This is a genomic window from Sphingomonas olei (genome assembly GCF_045369765.1).
Classification (GTDB): domain Bacteria; phylum Pseudomonadota; class Alphaproteobacteria; order Sphingomonadales; family Sphingomonadaceae; genus Sphingomonas; species Sphingomonas panaciterrae.
Genome location: NZ_JBIQEU010000006.1, coordinates 106,787 through 121,112 on the forward strand (window position 1 = coordinate 106,787; position 14,326 = coordinate 121,112).

Genomic DNA, 14,326 nt, shown 5'->3' on the forward strand with positions numbered 1-14,326 from the left:
CGCCCGCTTTTCCTGCCAGACAAAAAGAAACCCCCGGGGGCGAACCCGGGGGTGAAGGTGTCCGTAATGGACGGGCGCCGGCGGGCGGCGCCCGATCCGATCAGAAGCGCTTGCGCAGCGTCAGACCATAGGTGCGCGGCTCGGCGAGGAACGACGAGAAGATCTGATTCCCGACGCCGCCGAAGCGCTGCACCTGAGCCAGGCTGCCTGCACCCTGGAACGGCGCGTTGAAGGCGACCTGCTGATAGTTTTCGTTGAGCAGGTTCTGCGCGAAGGCTTCGATCGCCCAGTTGGAGTCGAGGCCGCGCAGGCCGATGCGGGCGTTCATCACGAAGAAGCCGTCCTGCTCCTTCTCGATGAACAGGTCCGAGCCGGTGTTGTAGTCGCTCGACAGACGGCCATCGACATAGAACAGCGCGCTGAGGCCCGAGTCACCGATTTCCGGCGTCCAGCTGACCGACGAGGTCACCACGTTGCGCGGCGCGTTCGACATCTGGCGACCGGCGAGCAGGAACAGCGCCGGATCGAGCGGCTCGCCCGAGGCCGAGCCGACCAGGTTGCGGCGGAACTTGGTGTCGGCCAGCGTGTACCCGAGGTTCACCGCAAAGTTGCGCGCCGGATAGATGCCGAGCTCAAGCTCGACGCCCTGGCTGCGCACGCCCGGACCAACGTCACCCGAGCAGGCGCCCGTGGTGGCCGAATTGTCCTGATCCGCACCGTTCAGGCTGACCGAGCACGAGCCGATGTTCTGGACGACGAAGTTCGTGCCGTTGAACGTGTTCAGCTGGAAGTTCTCGAAGTCCGAACGGAACACCGTCAGGTTGGCGGTGAACTGGCGCGTGGCGTATTTGATGCCCGCTTCGTAGCTGTTCACCAGTTCCGGATCGAAGCGCAGGCGCGCCGCGCCGGCGTTGGTCACCGGAGTGAAGGCGTTGGGTGCCAGTTCCGAACGGTCGAGGTTGTAGCCGCCCGCCTTGTAGCCGCGCGAGTAGCTGGCATAGACCATCAGGTCGCGCGTCGGCTTCCACGAGATGACACCGGTGCCGGTGAACTCGCTTTCGTCGAAGCTGTTGCGCAGGTCCAGCCCGTTGAGTGCGGTCGACGAATTGCCCGTGCAGCCCAGCGTGATGATGCCGCCGGCGAGCGCCGCGGTCGCCGGGTTGGCGAGCAGCGGGCCGAGACCCTGCTGCAGCTGCGGGCAGACGGTATTGTTGTTGTCGAAATTGGCGCGGAAGTCCTTCGACTCATGCGTCCAGCGCAGGCCCGCGGTGATCGACAGCGTATCGGTCAGCTTGAAGATGTTGTGCGTGAAGAACGCGTAATTCTCGCTGTCCTGATAATAACGCGCGTTGCGATCGCCCAGGTTGTTGAGCGTCGACAGCGTGCGCAGGCCGTTGATCAGTGCCGGTCCGGCGACCGGACCAAAGGCGCCGCTCAGCTTCGCGGTGCCGGCGGGGCTGAGACAGCCCGGTGCCGCCGGGTTGCGCAGCGCGGCGGCGGCATTGACCGTCGCGACGATGCGGCAGGCGGCGAAGGCGCCGTACTGCGAACCGAACTGGAGGTTGTCGCCAATCACCAGGTCTTCGTTCGAGTAGAAACCGCCGACGAGCCAGTCGAGGCGATCGCCGAACAGCGAACCCTGCAGGCGGACTTCCTGCGTGAAGGTGTGGAACTGGCGGAAGGCGCGGCCGTCGTCGGCGCGATAGCCCAGGTCGACATTGCCGTAATCGATGTCGGCGGCGTTGCCGGCCTTGTACTCGCGATAGGCGGTGATCGACGTCAGCGAGGCGTTGCCGAAATTATAGTCGATCTGCATCGACCCGCCGTAATCCTTCGTCTCGTTCGAATACGCACGACCCGGCGAGAAGGCGATGCGGCGGTTGTACGGATCGCCCGCGCTCGGGAACACGCCGCCCAGGCTCTGCAGCACGTCGACGATGCGGTTGCCGGCGGGGTTGATCGTGACCTCGCCCGGCTGGCCCGGCACGGCCTGCTTCTCGCGCAGGTCGACATAGACCGCGCCGCAGCACTTTTCGTCACGCCACGTATAGTCGCCGATCAGGCGGACCGACAGGTCGGTGGTCGGTTCGAACAGCAGCTGGCCGCGGACGAACCAGCGGTTGCGGTTGTTGTAATCGGTGTCGTTGACGACATCGCGGTAGAAACCGTCGCGCTTGTTCCACACGCCGTCGAGGCGGAACGACAGCACGTCCTCCACCACCGGGCCGGTGATCGCGCCGGCGATGCGGACGTTGTCGTAATTGCCGTAGGTGCCCTCGACATAGCCGCCGAAGGTCTGCGACGGCGCCTTGGTGTAGACGTTGATCGCGCCGGCCGATGCGTTGCGGCCCGACAGCGTGCCCTGCGGCCCGCGCAGCACTTCGATCCGGTCAACTTCGCCGATGTCGTTGAGGCCCGAGCCGGTGCGGCTGCGGTACACGCCATCGATGAACACCGCGACCGAGCTTTCGAGGCCGGGGTTGTCACCCACGGTGCCGATGCCGCGGATACGGGCGGAGGCGTTGGCCTCGCTGCCGGTGGAGGAGATCAGCAGCGACGGGGCGAGCTGCACCACGCCGCGAATGTCGTTCGCGCCCGAATTCTGCAGCGATGCCTGGCTGACCGCGGAGACGGCGATCGGCACGTCGGCAAGGCGCTCGGCACGGCGGGTGGCGGTGACGACGATGTCACCGGCGCCGGTCTGGCTCTGGTCAAGATCGGTATCCGCGGCGGGAGCGCTCTGCGGCTGCTGGACCGAACCGGCGGCGAGCGGATCAGCGCTGGGCTGTTCCTGCGCGAGCGCGGGCAGGGCAACGAAGATCGCGGCAGTAGATAGAAGCGAAGCAACGCGGCGCATGAGCTCTCCTGAATCTCGTTTTTGAACTTTGAGTTTGGAGCGCAGCGTTTAGTGGGAGTGCGGTTCACGCCTAAGTGATTTTCACGCAACCTCTTGTTTTTGAATGTGGCTGTCGCGGAAATGCAACCATTGGTCCGAAACGGTACTGTCACAAATGACAGTTGACGCTACGGCAACACGCAAAAAAGCCGCGCCCGGTGGGGGGCGCGGCTCTTTTCAGCCGGTGGTGGCGAAAAATTTTACTTCGGTGCCAGGACCATCAGCATCTGGCGGCCTTCCATGCGCGGGTAAGCCTCCACCTTGGCGACCTCGGCCACCTGCTCGGCAACGCGCTGCAGCACGTTCATGCCCAGCTGGCCATGGCTCAGCTCGCGGCCGCGGAAGCGCATGGTGACCTTCACCTTGTCGCCTTCCTCGATGAACTGCACGACCTTCTTCATCTTGGTGTCATAGTCGTGGTCATCGATGTTCGGACGCATCTTGATCTCCTTGATCTCCTGCGTCTTCTGGCTCTTGCGGGCGAGATTCGCCTTCTTCTGGGCCTCGTACTTGTACTTGCCCACGTCCAGGAACTTGGCGACCGGCGGATCGGCGTTCGGCGACACCTCCACCAGGTCGAGCCCGACCTCCTTCGCCTGCGCAATAGCCTCGCGAGTGTACATCACGCCGAGATTCTCGCCCTCGTGATCGATCACGCGGACCTTCTGGCTCTGGATCCACTCGTTGAATCGGGGGCCGTTCATCGGCGGCGCCTGCATTGGCCGGCGCATCATGGGCGGACGTATGGTCAATTCTCCTGTTGCTTCAATCTCCCATATATAATGCCTGATGCGGCCAATCAAAAGGCATCAATCGCGGGGCCGGTGCGAGAAGATGCGCGCAGCCCTCAGGCGGTCATCCGGCGGCGGTTGCGCAGCACCTGCGCGCTGTGGCCGATCGTCGCGCGCGGGCTGCGGGTGCGCACCGTGTCGACGAAATGCCAGTCGTTGCTGACCCGGTCGGGCGCGACGGTCAGCGTCATGTAGCCGCGCCGGCTGGTGTCGCACCATTTCAATTCCGGGCTGGCGGCGACCAGCGCGCGCGCGACGGTGGCGGGATCGACCGCCAGCGCCGTCTCGAACCCGCTGGAGGTGACCGACTGGCCGGCGAACTCCACACCGACAGGCGCGCCCTTGCCGCCGTCCAGCGCCAGATCGAACGCCCAGGCATTGTGGCTGTCGCCGCACAGCACCACCAGATTGGCTTCCGCTGCCTGCGCGGAGCCGAGGAACCGCTGGCGCGCCGCGGGATAGCCGCCCCAATTGTCGAGGTCGGTCGGCAGCCCCGCCTGCCCCGCGGCGACCGCGGCCTGGATATAGGGCGCGGCGCCGGGGCGTGCCTGCGAGATCCAGCCCGCGGTTTCGGGCGGCACGCGCATCGTGCCCATGATCGTGCCGAAGCCAACCAGCTGCCACGCCGCGCCGCGCTTCACCGATTGCGCCAGCGCATGGTGCAGCCATGCCTCCTGCTGGGTCCCAAGCATGGTGCGCGCCGGATCATGCCATTCACTGTCGCGGTACTGCGCCATCGCGCGCACCGGATCGCCCGAGCGCAGCATGGTGGAGAGTTCGGGCGAGGCCGAGCGGCCGGCGAGCCGCGTGTCGGTGCGGAACAGTGTCGCCAGCGTGCCGATGTCATAGGCCTTCCACGGCTCGTCGGAGACCGGCATCCATTCGCGCCATGCCTGGATCGCGGCGGCCTTTCGTTCGTGCCATGCGCCCTCGCTCGCCGGATCATGGTTCTGCGCGCCGCCTTCCCAGCTGTTGTTCGCGCTTTCATGGTCATCCCAGGAGGCGATCATCGGCAGGCGCGCATGGAGCGCCTGAAGGTCCGGGTCGGCGCGGTAGCTGGCGTAGCGCAGGCGATAATCGGCCAGATGGATGCTCTCGCCCTTCGGCTGGGGCAGGCGATCGGCGATCACCTCGGCCAGAGCCGGGTAGGTGCCATTGGCATATTCGTAGAAATAATCGCCGAGGTGCAGCGCGAGATCGAGGTCGTCGCGCGCCGCGGCATGGGCGTAGGCGTTGAAGAAGCCGAAGCCGATGTTGGAGCAGGAGAAGATCGCGGTGCGGAACCGCTGCGCGCGATCATCGGGCAGGGTGCGCGTGCGGCCGACCGGCGAGACGGTGCCGTCGGGCGCAACGAAGCGATAATGATAGGCGCGGCCCGGCTGGAGCCCCAGCACCGTCACCTTCGCCGTCCAGTCGCGCCACGGCCCCGTCACCGCCTCCACGCCAGCGGCGATGCGCGCGAAATCAGGCGTCTCGCTCAGTTCGACCCGCAGCCGGGCATGATCGCCGCTGGCAGGAACGTAGCGCGTCCATAGCAGGATCTCGTCCGCCCCCGGCTCACCGCTCGCCACCGAATGGGTGAAGCCGCGCGCCGCCAGGATCGTGTCGGCGGCAGCAAGACCGCTGATGCCGAGCGCCCCCGCGCCGAACATTCCGGTGGCGAGAAGGCTGCGGCGGCTCAGGTCGATCATCTGTTCGCTCCCGACAAGGAGGGTTGGTCAGCGGCCCATGGCGCAGGAAGGTGACAGATCGGTGTCGCGGGGCAATAGTCGGCGGCGATGGAAGGGCGCGGCGCACAGCGGCATCGCGTGGCGATCTTGACCGCGGTCGCGGTGGCGGCGCGCGCGGGCACGTTCGGCAACCCCAACATCCATGTCGACGAGCAATTCTACCTCTATGTCGCGCGCCGCATGCTGGAGGGCGCGCGGCCGTTCGTCGACGTGTGGGATCGCAAGCCAATCGGGCTGTTTGCCCTGTACCTGCCGGCGGCGGCGCTGCCCTATTCCTGGTCGATCTGGGCCTATCAGGCGCTGGCGCTGGTCGCGGTGGTCGCGACCGGCTGGCTGGTCATGCGGATCGCCCAGGTGGTCGGCTGGGGCCGCGGCGCGCTTGCTGCCGGTCTTGCCTATATCCTGCTGCTGAACTGGTTCGGCGGGCAGGGCGGGCAGGCGCCGGTATTCTACAATACGCCGGTCGCGCTCGCCATGCTGCTGATCCTGCGCGGCGGCGCACGGCGGGAACTGGCCGCCATGGCGCTGATCGGCCTTGCGCTTCAGATCAAATATTCGGTGGTGGTCGAGGGCGTGTTCGCCGGCCTCTGCATATTGTGGCGGCATTGGCGCGCGGGGGAGCGTGGCGGGCTGCTGCGGCGCGCCGTGTTGCTGGTGCTGGTGGCGCTGGCGCCGACCGCGGCAGTATGGCTCTGGTACGCGGCGCAAGGCCAGTCGGCGGCGTTCGTCCATGCCAATTTCGTGTCGATCCTGCAGCGCGGCGGTGATCCGGCGGCGCCTCGGCTGGCGTTGCTGCTGACGCTGCTCGGCTGGATGGCCGTGCCGGTCGCGATGGCGGTGATGGGCCTGCGCGGCGGTGATGCGGGGGGGCGGCGCTTCGTCGCCGGATGGCTGGCCGCCGCGCTGGTCGGCGTCGCCGTACCGGGCGGGTGGCTGCTCCATTATGCGCTGCCGGTCATGCTGCCGGTGTCGGTGGCGATCGCCGGGCTGTTCTGCGTGCGCCCGCGGCTGACGATCGGCTTCCTCGTCGCCGCCGCGTTGGTGGGGCAGGGCGTCCTGTGGTCGAACCGGCAGGGGCGCGGCACGCCTGCCGCGTTCGACGCCCTCGCCGCTCGCCTGCGCGCGCCGCCGCCGGGTTGCCTTTATATCTATTCGGGTCCGCCCGGCCTGCTCGATGCCAGCGGGCGCTGCGCCTCGTCGCGCTATGTCTTTCCCGCGCATCTCTATCGTATCCACGAATCGGGCGCGGTCGGCGTCGAGCAGGCGCAGGAGGTGAAGCGAATCTTCGCCCGGCGACCGGCCGTGGTCGTGCTGCGACCATTTTCCCCCGGTGAGCGGCCGGAAATCCGCGCGCTGGTGGAATCGCGCCTCGCCAGCGCCTATCGCCCGTTGCCGCCGGCACGATTGGGAAGCGAGACGCTGCAGATATGGGTTCACCGATGACCGGCGCGGCCGCACGTTTCGGCTGGCACGCCGACAGCTACGACACATCGCTCGCCTCGATCCGCTATCGCCTGCTGATGCCGCTGGAGGCATTGCAGGCGCAGGGCGTGCCGATCGCGCGCTTCGATCCCGCGCGTGATCCCGCCAGCTATGATGCGGTGATCTTCTCCAAGTCGCATTCCGCGGGAGCGGTGGCCGCGGCGCAGGCGCTGCGGGCGGCGGGGCGCGGCGTGATCTTCGACCTGTGCGACAATCTGATCGCTGCCCATGCCGTGCGGCATGTCAGCGACGCGCGGCTCGCCCGCTTCCGCGCGATGCTCGACGCGGCGACTCACCTCACCTTTTCCACCGCCATGCTGGCCGAGCAGATCGGCGCTGCCGTGCCCGGTGCCACGGCCGATCGCCGCGTCATCCCCGATGCGCTCGACATGCCGGATACGCTGCCGCCGCCCAGCTCGCGCGATGGACTGCGGCAGATGGCGGCGCTTGATCGCTTTCTCGCCCGCCGCCCGGATGCGCTCCACGCCATCTGGTTCGGCAAGAGCCTGGGCAGCGTGTCGGGCTATGCCCACCTTCACGCCGTCGCCGACCTGCTCGCGGCGCAGCCCTTCCCGATCACGCTGACCGTGGTCAGCAACGCGCCGCTGCGCTGGCTGCTCGGCCGCTGGCGCTGGCGGCTGCCGGTCCATTATGTCGGCTGGCGGCAAGAGACGGCGCATGCCGTGCTGCAACGGCACCGGGTCGCCGTGCTGCCGGTCGCGTCGAACGATTATACGGTGGGCAAGACGATCAACCGCCCGGCCACCGCGCTGCTCGCGGGGCTCGGCGTCGTGGCCGATTCGATTCCCTCCTATGAGGAACTGCGCCCGTTCGTCGCGCTCGACGATTGGGAGGGGGGACTGGCCCGCTACTACCGCCAATGGGAGGCGGAACAGCCGCTGCTGGCGGCGGGCCGCGCGCATCTTGCGGCGCGTTACAGCCCGCTGGCCGTCGCGCGCCAGTGGCGGGCCGTTCTCGACCGCCTCTAGGCCGCGCGCGCCTGCTTTGCGGCCAGTTGCGCGGCATAATAGGCCATCAGGTCGACGGTATGCTCGCGGTCGGTGCGCACTTGGCCCGCCGCCACGATCGCCGCCCGGCGCAGCATCGCCGGGTCGCGCGCCTGCATCCGGGTGATCGCGCGGGCGCAGTCGATCGGGTCGCGCGCGGTGTACAATTCGGCGCAATGCGGGTCGGCCACCTCGGCGCACCCGCCGGTATCGGGCACGATCAGCGGCAGCCCCGACGCCATCGCCTCCGACGCGACCAGCCCGAACGGCTCCGCCTCCGACCCGTGGATCAGCGCGTCGCAGCTCGCCATGATTCGTGCCAGCCGGTCGCGGTCATAGACCGGTCGGAACAGGCGGATATGCGGCGATCCCGCAATCCGTTTCTCCATCCGCTCGGTATCCACGCCCTGCCCCAGCAGGATCATGCCGACCGGCAGGCGGGCGCCTGCGCGCTCGACCGCGTCGATCACCATCGGCCAGCGCTTTTCGGGATGGTGGCGGCCCAGCCCCAGCAGCAACAGGCCATCCGCCGGCAGCCCGCATTGCGCCAGCAGCGCCTCGCGCAGCCGTTCATCGCGGAAGGTGGGTGAAAAGTGGCTGCGCTCGATCCCCAGCGCCATCGCCGCATCGATCCTGAGGCCGCGCGCGCGCAGCCGCTTTTCCAGCGCCGGGCCGTTGGTCACCACGCAATCATACAGGTCGAGGAAGCGCGCCATGTAGCGGGTGTACCAGCCGAACGCCCGCTCGATCCGCTCATGGCTGGCGACGCCTTCGAACCAGCGCTGCGCATAAGCGGCCATATTGTCATTGTGCATGAAGAAGGACTTGAGCGCGCGTCCTTCCCATTGGCCGACGAACCACGCCGGGCGCCACGGCGACGAACATTCCACCACATCGGGATCATAATGATCGAGCAGGCGCGTGATCGCCTCGCGATCCCAGAACAGGCCGTAATTGCTGTCGAACGGCAGCCGCGGTGAGCGGACGTAGTGGATCGCGCCGCCGCCGGGGCGCTCCTCGATCCGATCCTCGGTCCCCGCGGCGAGCACGATCAGCTCGTGCCCCAGATCGTTCATGATGCCGATCTTGCGGTCGATATACGTCCGCACCCCGCCGCCAGTGGGGGAGTAGAATTCGTTGACGTCGACGACGCGCATGATCAGCGCCCCACCGGGCCGAAGCTGGGGATGACGCCGCGCAGATATTGCGCGCGCACGGTGACTCGCGCGACGCCGCGCGGCACGGTGACGATCGCCTGCGACAGCTTGGGCTTCGATCGGCCGAGCCGCTCGTTCGATGGCACGCCGGCGCCGTCGGTCCAGACGTTGAACTTGTTCTTGCCGTCGCGGTCGTGCGTCACGAACAGCGCATAGCGGCCCGGCGCCGGCGCCTTGATGCACAGGGTGATCGGGTCGGCGGACGGTGTCGGCACGCGTACCCGGCGGAAGAACTTGCCCTCCTTGATCAGGTCGCGGTCGTCCTTGAGGAAATCCTCCTCGGTCGCGGGGTACAGCTCCAGCTTCAGCGATCCGGTGCGATCCTTCAGCCCCTGGATCGTGACCTCGATCGCCGACCCGTCGCGCTGGACACAGGAGGCCGCGTCATTGCCGAGCACGCGCGCCTGCGCCGCCAGCGGCATGGAGGCGGCGGCGAGCGCAGCCGCGGCGAGGATCATGCGCGCCATAGCTTCAGTCCCTTCCATCCGGCGACAGCCGCAAACGCCGCCATCAAAATCACATGCACGCCCAGCGTCAGCGCCGAGACGAAGGCGATCATCTCGCTGAGCGCCTGATCCTGGCCAATCAGTAGGATCGCGAAGCTGGCGAACAGCAGGTCCTTGTTGGGCACCAGCGGCAATCGTGACACCAGCAGCCGCGCGGCCGACAGGAACAGCCACATCCACAGGGGAACGTCGGGCATCGCGAAATGCCACGCCAGCGCCAGCAGCAGCGAGCTGACCGCGATTCGCGCGCAATGGACGAGGAAGATGAACCACAGGTCGCGGCGCGGCAGCGAGAAGACGCGCTTGGAAAACAGCAGCAGGGCAAGGCTGATGCCCAGGGTGATGATCGCGGAACCGACGATGGCGTGCAGCACGGTCGCCGGCATCAGCTGATAGCCGACCGGCAGCGCCAGCGCGCACAAGAGGATCGTCGCGGCATTGCCGGCAATGGCCGACAGCAGCGATACGTCCTTCACCGCGCCGAACGGCGCCGCCACCAGCCGAGCGCGCGCCCGCGCCCAGGCGTAGAAATAGGCCTCGCCCGAATAGCCGAGCACCACGTCGTTCGCGATCCGCTTCTTGTGGAGCGCGACAAAGCCGGCGGCGGGAATCCGCCACAGCCGGCGAAAGATGATGAAATCCCCGGTCGGCGCCGTCATGTAGAGCGCAAGGAAGGCGACGTAGAACCAGGGGGAGGTGGGCGTGGCGCGGCTGAGCCCGGCCAGCCCGGAATCCAGCAGCTCACGACCGAGCATCACCACCATGGCAACGCTCAGCACGCCGCCAAGGATGGTGGGCCAGCGACGCTTCAGCGTCCGGGTCGGTTCCAGAGCGGCGATGTCGGGCAGATCGCTGTCGATCACGCCCGCCGGCACGCTGGTGGCTTTCGCGGTCAAAACGTTGAACTTCCTTTGCACGCATTCCGCATAACGCCCCCGCGGAATGGTTCGGGCAGATGCCGGGGGAATGTGGTTTCTTTTCGGCGGAAATCTGGGCGGGAGGTAGCAGGATACAAGATGAGCAGCGCCGAACACATCCTCAGCTACGCCCAGACGCTTCGTGGCGGCGGGGTGGAACGGGCGTTGTTGCGGCTGGCTGGCGAGTGGATTGCGCTGGGGCGACGCGTCACGCTGGTGATCGGAAGCAAGGAGGGGCCGCTGGCACGCGAGCTTCCCGGAGGCGCCGATGTCCTGTTGCTCGATTCGCCCGCATACCGCGCCTTGCTGTCGCTGCCGCGCCATGTGCGCGCGACGCGCCCCGACGTGATCTTCTGCCCCGGCAGCCATTATACCGGCGTCGCGGCCTGGACCCGCTGGCGGCTGGGCGCGGCGACGCCGCCAATCGTCGGCAAGGTTTCCAATGCGCTCGCCCGCCCCGATCATGGCGCCGTGACCGGCCTCGCCCATGCGCTGTGGCTGCGGCAGCACCCGCGATTCCTTGACCGGGTGGTGGCGATGACCCCGGCGAGTGCGGCGGAAACGGCGGCGGCGATGCGGCTGACGCCATCATCGGTGCCGATCATCCCCAACCCGCCGGCGCGGCCGATCGCGGGTGCCCCCCAACTCAATCTGCCGCCGCGCTATGTGCTCGGCGTCGGCCGACTCGCGCCGCAGAAACGGTGGGACCAGCTCGTGTCGGCGATCGCCGCGATGCGCGAGCGGGTGCCGCTGGTCATCCTGGGCGAAGGGGAGGGACGCGACGCGCTGATGGCGCAGGCGCGCGCGCTTGGCGTCGACCTGATCCTCCCCGGCCATGTAGCCGATCCGCTGCCCGCCATGGCCGGCGCGGCGCTCCTCGCGCTGACGTCCGATTTCGAAGGCTCGCCGGGCGTGCTGCGTGAAGCGCTGTCGATGGGAGCGCCGGTGGTATCGACGGATTCATCGCCCGCCGTGGCGGAGATCATCGCCGACCCGGCCTGGGGTGCGGTGGTGCCGCGCGAGGATCCGGCAGCGTTGGTCGCGGCACTCGACCATTGGATGGTCGCGCCGCGCCCCGCGCCGGTCACGCCGCCGGGCAGCGATTCGGCGGCGCGCTACCTCGCGCTGTTCGATTCGCTCATGCCGGCTTGACCCGCTCCGGCGCGGCAGCCTGCACCGCGGGCAGCGCCAGATTGGCTGCCTCGGCGGCGCACAGCCGGGGATAAGGCGTCAGATCCATCTCGAACCGGCGCGCATTGTACAATTGCGGCACCAGGCAGATGTCGGAAATGTCCGGGCTGTCGCCGCCCAGGAAAGGGCCATCGCCGGCCATCTGCTCGAGCGCGGCCAGCCCCTCGGCCACCCAGTGGCGGTACCATGAATCCTTGGCCGGCTGATCGGCGCCGAATTGCGATTCCAGCCGCTTCAGCACGCGCAGATTGTCGATCGGGTGGATATCCGCCGCGATCACCAGCGCGCGGGCGAGCTGACCGGCGCGCACGAACGGATCCTTCGACACCATCGGGGGATCGTCGAAGTTCGCGTCCAGCCAGTCGACGATGGCGAGGCTCTGCACCAGCGGCCGCCCATCGACGACCAGGGTCGGGACCAGCCCCTGCGGGTTGAGCGCGCGGTTCGCCGGCGCTGCCTGCTCCCCCGCCACCAGGTTCACCGGCACGCTGTCGTGCCGAACGCCCTTCAGGTTGAGGCAGATCCGCACGCGATAGGCGGCGGACGAGCGCCAGTAATCGTGCAGGACGATCTTCATGCTTCTGGCGCCTCGTCATCGTCGCGCACCGTTTCGCTGCGACGCTCCATCGCCGCCTTGATCATCGCGGTCATCGGATCGGCAAGCGCAAGGCCGAGAATGCCGAACAGCGCGCTGGCGAGGATCTGCGCGCCCAGCGTCAGCGCCGGCGGCATGTCGACGGTGCGCTTCGCCACCATCGGGATCAGCACATAGCCGTCGAACGTCTGCACGATCACATAGGTGCCGATCGCCCACAGCCCGGTGTCGACCCCGGCGGAAAAGCCCACCGCGATCATCAGCGCGCCCGAGATGAAGGCGCCGATATTGGGGATGAAGGCGAGGATACCGGTCAGGATGCCAAGGATCATCGCCATCGGCACGCCGCCCAGCATCAGCGCGAGCCAGGTCAGCACGCCCTCCGCGATCATGCCGAGGATGCGGCCGAATAACAGGCGGCGCAGCGTGTCGCCCATCCGTTCGGTGGTGATGGCGAATTCCTCGCGCTGATCCTGCGGGATCATCCACTGCAGCCCACGTTCGTACACGCGCGGGTCCATCGCGATGAACAGGCCGATCACGACGATCATGAACAAGGTGGTGAGCGCGCCCACCGCGGTGCCAACCCAGGAGGTCAGCCGCCCGACGGAGCTCATCGCCTCGCGCGCGAGGCCGCTGAAATCGGACGCGCCCGGCATCAGCCCCTGTTCGGAGAGGAAGCTGGTGAGCCTGATCGCCTGCGCCTCCAGCGTGGTGCGCAGCTCGTTCACCTGCTCGGCCACCTGCACGCCGGTGAGGACAAAGGTGCCGACCAGGAACACGACGGTCAGCAGGCAGACGATGAGCAGGCGCCACGCCCGGCCGATGGGAAGAACCCGGCCCAGCAGGCGTACCCCGCCGTCCAGCAGCGAGGCAAAGACCAGCCCGGCGAAGATGATGAGCAGCGGCTGCACCAGCAGCACGACGAGCGCAATCGCCGATGCCATGCCCAGCCATACTGCCGCTCGTCTTATTTCCCGGCGTGTCTCGGGATTGCGCACTTCATTCGGGCTGGCACCTTCGACCAGCCTGACCTGCCCCTCGCTCACTCGCCCTCCGGTCGCAGCGAAGTGCCGGCACGGCCGCTGCGCAGCGATCCAAACCATGTCAGCGGGTTAATGGTTGCCGATCCATCGACGGAGAAGGTGATGAATTCGGCACGACCGCCGATATTCTCCCACGGCACCGGACCCCCGAGGCCCTTTTCACTGCCACCCAGCGCAAAACGGCTGTCGGCGGAGCGATCGCGGTTGTCGCCCATCAGGAAGACGTGATCGGCCGGAATCTTGATCGGACCATAATAGTCACCCGGGCTTACGCCCAGCTCGACCGTGTCGAAGCGGCGACCGTTGGGCAGCGTCTCGGTGACGATCGGCAGGCGGCAGACGATCTTGCCGTCTGGGCGGGTGATGCGCGCGCCGGGATATTGCCAGGGATCGCAGGTCGCATTCTTGTCCACCGGCATGTCGCGATAGTGGATCGGGCCGCGCTCGACCGGCTTGCCGTTCAGGATCACCGTGCCCGCGCGCACCTCCAGCGTGTCGCCCGGCAGGCCGATGACGCGCTTGATATAGTCGCTGGTCTGGCCCGGCGGGGTGACGATGACGACGTCGCCGCGCTCGGGCATCTTGCCCCACACGCGGCCGCGCCACGCCGGGAGCTGCACCGACCAGCTCTCCACCGGCCGCCGCAGCACCACGTTCTCGACGATCGCGGCCGGATTGGGGATCGTCGGCGACACGAACGACCAGCCATAGGCATATTTGGACACGACGAGGCGGTCGCCGACCTCCAGTCCCGGCAGCATCGATTCGCTGGGGATGTAGAACGGCTTGGCGAGCAGGCTGTGGAAGCCGAGCACCGCGATGATCAGCCAGAACATCCCCTTGGCCTCGCCCCACCAGTCGAACCGGCTGGCGTGGCGACGCGGCGCGTCGTCGGCGGGCGGCTCGGTCGTCTGCAGTTTTTCAGCCAGGTCGTTCACAGGATGGGGA

The 14,326-nt window shown here is 67.7% G+C and carries 12 protein-coding genes; 3 read left to right on the forward strand and 9 right to left on the reverse strand.

Annotated features, from left to right (window positions below):
• Positions 1-100 precede the first annotated feature (100 nt).
• The 3 genes from ACH0BU_RS09315 to ACH0BU_RS09325 all read right to left on the reverse strand — a co-directional run bounded on the left by ACH0BU_RS09315 (position 101) and on the right by ACH0BU_RS09325 (position 5,378).
• On the reverse strand, positions 101-2,857 hold the full coding sequence (locus ACH0BU_RS09315; protein ID WP_500263979.1) for a TonB-dependent receptor: 2,757 nt from the start codon (positions 2,855-2,857) through the stop codon (positions 101-103).
• Positions 2,858-3,096: 239 nt separating this feature from the next.
• Positions 3,097-3,630: a translation initiation factor IF-3 gene (infC, locus tag ACH0BU_RS09320; protein WP_046409487.1), complete on the reverse strand. Its 534-nt coding sequence runs from the start codon at positions 3,628-3,630 to the stop codon at positions 3,097-3,099.
• Positions 3,631-3,743: 113 nt separating this feature from the next.
• The gene (locus tag ACH0BU_RS09325) at positions 3,744-5,378 is read right to left on the reverse strand and encodes an alkaline phosphatase D family protein (RefSeq protein ID WP_500263980.1); all 1,635 of its coding nucleotides are present in this window, start codon (positions 5,376-5,378) and stop codon (positions 3,744-3,746) included.
• A gap of 117 nt (positions 5,379-5,495) precedes the next feature.
• On the opposite strand from ACH0BU_RS09325, the gene ACH0BU_RS09330 reads away from it, so the two are divergent.
• Together ACH0BU_RS09330 and ACH0BU_RS09335 are read left to right on the forward strand one after the other, a co-directional pair.
• Positions 5,496-6,860 carry a glycosyltransferase family protein gene (locus tag ACH0BU_RS09330; RefSeq protein WP_500263981.1) on the forward strand — a complete coding sequence of 455 codons (1,365 nt, stop codon included), beginning with the start codon at positions 5,496-5,498 and terminating at the stop codon, positions 6,858-6,860.
• Entirely contained in the window at positions 6,857-7,888 is a 1,032-nt protein-coding gene (locus ACH0BU_RS09335) for a glycosyltransferase family protein (RefSeq protein ID WP_500263982.1), read from the forward strand. Before ACH0BU_RS09330 ends, ACH0BU_RS09335 begins: the two co-directional genes overlap by 4 nt.
• Here the strand turns inward: ACH0BU_RS09335 and ACH0BU_RS09340 are convergent.
• From ACH0BU_RS09340 to ACH0BU_RS09350, 3 genes are read right to left on the reverse strand one after another with little or no spacing between them, the layout of a single operon-like run.
• Positions 7,885-9,063 (reverse strand): glycosyltransferase, encoded by a 1,179-nt coding sequence (locus tag ACH0BU_RS09340; RefSeq protein WP_046409495.1) that lies wholly within the window; start codon positions 9,061-9,063, stop codon positions 7,885-7,887. The two genes, ACH0BU_RS09335 and ACH0BU_RS09340, sit on opposite strands and share 4 nt — an antisense overlap.
• Before the next feature lie 2 nt (positions 9,064-9,065).
• A complete protein-coding gene (locus tag ACH0BU_RS09345) occupies positions 9,066-9,590 on the reverse strand; it encodes a DUF2141 domain-containing protein (RefSeq protein WP_500263983.1) in 525 nt (174 codons plus the stop codon).
• Positions 9,578-10,525: a hypothetical protein gene (locus ACH0BU_RS09350; protein ID WP_046409500.1), complete on the reverse strand. Its 948-nt coding sequence runs from the start codon at positions 10,523-10,525 to the stop codon at positions 9,578-9,580. Before ACH0BU_RS09350 ends, ACH0BU_RS09345 begins: the two co-directional genes overlap by 13 nt.
• 120 nt (positions 10,526-10,645) lie before the next feature.
• Here ACH0BU_RS09350 and ACH0BU_RS09355 point away from each other — a divergent pair, with 120 nt between their 5' ends.
• Entirely contained in the window at positions 10,646-11,698 is a 1,053-nt protein-coding gene (locus tag ACH0BU_RS09355) for a glycosyltransferase (protein ID WP_125945309.1), read from the forward strand.
• Here the strand turns inward: ACH0BU_RS09355 and maiA are convergent.
• Genes maiA through lepB form a run of 3 tightly spaced genes read right to left on the reverse strand, consistent with a single transcriptional unit; the run spans position 11,685 to position 14,295 of the window.
• On the reverse strand, positions 11,685-12,314 hold the full coding sequence (gene maiA, locus ACH0BU_RS09360; RefSeq protein WP_046409504.1) for a maleylacetoacetate isomerase: 630 nt from the start codon (positions 12,312-12,314) through the stop codon (positions 11,685-11,687). The genes ACH0BU_RS09355 and maiA overlap by 14 nt on opposite strands.
• Positions 12,311-13,381, reverse strand: a complete 1,071-nt coding sequence (locus ACH0BU_RS09365) for an AI-2E family transporter (RefSeq protein WP_046409506.1) — start codon at positions 13,379-13,381, stop codon at positions 12,311-12,313. Before ACH0BU_RS09365 ends, maiA begins: the two co-directional genes overlap by 4 nt.
• Positions 13,378-14,295, reverse strand: a complete 918-nt coding sequence (lepB, locus tag ACH0BU_RS09370; RefSeq protein ID WP_500263997.1) for a signal peptidase I — start codon at positions 14,293-14,295, stop codon at positions 13,378-13,380. Before lepB ends, ACH0BU_RS09365 begins: the two co-directional genes overlap by 4 nt.
• Positions 14,296-14,326: the final 31 nt, after the last annotated feature.